We start from the raw sequence: 1,351 nt of genomic DNA on the forward strand, positions 1-1,351 counted from the left end.
AATCGCGGCTGGATCTCGTCAGAGAACTTCGACCTGGCAAGGTGACGCCCGAGGTGCGGACAATTCGTCCGCACCTCGGTTCGGGGGCGAGGTGGAACATGTCATCATCCCTTGCTACCATTTGGCACGTAAGGGTTGCGCTCGCAGGGGGGGCAGTTCGACAGGGGGCATGAGGGATACGACGCGTTGCCGTGAATCGACCGGCTTCATGACAGGGGATGTCCACATGGCACAGCTTGCAGTCCGAATCCGCGAGATCTTCAAACCACGTTTCGTCCACGACCGCCGCGAAGGCCTGTCCCTTCGTCGTGCCTGTCGTGGTCTTGCGGCTGCTCTTCGTCCCGGTCCGGGGAGAGTGGCGTTCGTTCGACCCACCGGATCACTAAGGGGCTTGATGATATGGAAGGCACGAGAACTCGGCGTATGGCCGGTGTAATGGCGTTGGTGACGATGGCGTTGGCGGTTCCGGCTGCCCAGGCGCAGATCAAGAGCGCGCAGACCCTGCGCGACGAGAAGATGACCGAAATCCCGACCTGCGCGAAGCCGCTTGGCACGCTGGCGGTGGAAGAGCCGGAAGGTGGTGTGAGCTGGTGGACCGCGCAGCAGCTGCCTGCACCGTCCAAGCTCATCAAGGTATTCGTGGCCAAGTCGCATTGCTTCACGCTGGTGGACCGCGGCGCCGGCCTGAACCAGGCCATGAAGGAGCGCGAGCTCGGCGCGAGCGGTGAGCTTCGCGTCCAGTCCAACGTCGGCAAGGGCCAGATCAAGGCTGCCGATTACGTCATGGTTCCCGACCTCGTGTCGAAGAACGACGACGCAGCCGGTGGCGGCGTGGGTGGTGTCCTCGGTGGCCTGATGGGCAGCAAGGTCGGTCGCATCGCCAGCAACGTGAGCTTCAAGACGAAGACCGCTGACGTCACCCTGGCCATCACCGACGTGCGTTCCAGCGAGCAGGTCGCCCTGGCGCAGGGCCAGGCCAAGAAGACCGACCTCGGCATCAACGCCTCCGGTGCGCTGTTCGGCAATTCCGGCGTCGGCGGTGCAGGGGTGGGCGGTTACGCGAACACCGAGATGGGCCAGCTGATCACGATGGCTTATCTCCAGGCGTATACGGATCTGGTCGGCCAGCTTGGCGGCCTCAACGGCAATGCRTCGGCGAGCAACGCTCAGCAGGCCGTCACCGTGACCAAGCCGGGTCGCCTGCTGGCGAATGCGAAGGGGACCGGCGCGGCCGTGCGCACGCTGGACCCGGGCATGATGCTTTATCCCACCGGCACCAAGGACGGCATGATGTGGGAAGTGCAGGACGAACTGGGCAACAAGGGCTGGGTCTCCTCGGCGCTGATCGAGC

General features: G+C 64.3%; 1 protein-coding gene. It reads left to right on the forward strand.

What is annotated here, in order from left to right; translation table 11 throughout:
* Positions 1–423 precede the first annotated feature (423 nt).
* Positions 424–1,351: CsgG/HfaB family protein (locus AC1DT2_RS23535; protein WP_477299099.1), on the forward strand; the 928-nt coding region annotated here is incomplete at its 3' end.

The sequence above is a fragment of the Luteibacter sp. P4_E6 genome (genome assembly GCF_056401535.1).